This window comes from Proteiniphilum sp. X52, from assembly GCF_003712195.1.
Taxonomy (GTDB): domain Bacteria; phylum Bacteroidota; class Bacteroidia; order Bacteroidales; family Dysgonomonadaceae; genus Proteiniphilum.
This window is the reverse complement of sequence record NZ_RDSD01000064.1, coordinates 1-1,518: the sequence shown is the minus strand read 5'-3', so window position 1 is coordinate 1,518 and position 1,518 is coordinate 1. Positions and strand designations below refer to the sequence as shown.

The 1,518-nt window shown below is 37.0% G+C and carries 1 protein-coding gene; it reads right to left on the bottom strand.

Annotated elements, in window-relative coordinates; all coding sequences use genetic code 11:
• The coding region (locus D7D25_RS17630) for an ATP-binding protein (RefSeq protein WP_148038985.1) at positions 1-924 on the bottom strand (924 nt) is incomplete at its 3' end.
• Between the last annotated feature and the right edge of the window lie 594 nt (positions 925-1,518).

Genomic DNA, 1,518 nt, shown 5'->3' with positions numbered 1-1,518 from the left:
ATTGTCAATGAAGTAATATTTAGGATTGGTTATTTTTCCAGCTAAATTATCGGCTATATTACTTAGAGGTAAAATCAAATATGCTTCTTTCGCATGATCCAGATAGTTGATCACTGTCCCCTTTGCAATTTTTGCTCCTGTTGATGCGACAATATTTGTCGCTCTTGTGAAGGATATAGGTTGTTTGATACTTTCGGCTAATTTTCTGAATAAAATCCTCAAGGCGAATATGTTTTCAATGCCATGTCGTGCCGCAATGTCCCCTAAATATACTTTCTGGTAAAGACTCATCAGATAGTCCCGCTTTACAGGCATTGTTGCACACTCCGGAAATGCACCAAAACGAAAGTATTCTTCATAATGGCGTTTGAGCGTAGAACGACCGGCTGTTGTAGCCGTCAGATCTTCGTCGGTTGCATCAACTCCATTCGATATGAGGTACTCGTCAAAAGAGAATGGAAATACCTCCCGTGTCATATAACGCCCTCCTAAGGTGGTTTCCACATCCTTTGACAGCATCTTCGCATTGCTACCGGTAATGACAACCTTATACTTGTTGTCTGCCAGTCGGCGGGCGAATTTATCCCATCCATCTACATTTTGAACCTCGTCCAGAAATAGCATGGGGCGTTGTATGCTCAATTGGCCATGCACTTCAAGTATAGAATTAAGGTCTTCACTTTTTATACCAGCGAGACGTTCATCTTCAAAATTGATATATACAATATCATCCCAGGTATACCCCTCATGGATAAGTTCGTGTATTCTGCCATATAAGATGTATGATTTACCCGCTCTCCTGATACCGACCAACACGTGCCGGTCAAATTCATTAAGTTTGATATTTCTCGGAATCACACGATGTCTCATTACCTCTGTGCGATTCTCTAATATTATTTCTTTGATGATTTCTTGCTTTATCATACCGTACTGTTCAATTTGCTGGACAAATATAGGCGTTTTCTGTTCAACAAACAAAACAGTAGGCGTATAAAATTCTTTTTATTACTATATCGTAACAGTATCCATAAAGTTGAATAATGGAAAAAAGGGTTTAAGACTGTTCTGATGAAAATTGTCATGTAGTGTAAGGAAGGATAAAAATCACCCTGACTTCCTCCCCTGTTAAATGAATTCTGTATCGTGCCATAGTGTAATATACTTAACTTAACACTAGACTGGAGACACACTGAATGTAACACTACCAATAGTAATCATAATTTCCCTTAGTTTTTTCCCGTATTTACCTCTTCAGATTACTTATTTAACCCTCCGACAGCTATAAACTGCCGGAGGATAGACCGTTTGTTCTCCAAATTGACTTTCAAGGAAATTTTTAATATCTGTCATTCATTCACTTTTTGGCGACATTTGACTTATGTCTACCAATCATTATTTAACTTCAATTCGTATTATATTTTTATAAATTCCTTTCCTATGTTTTTTTAAATAATTATACATATCATCCTTATCCGTGAAAATTAATGTGTCATTCTCGGAAATTAATTCAATCTTATT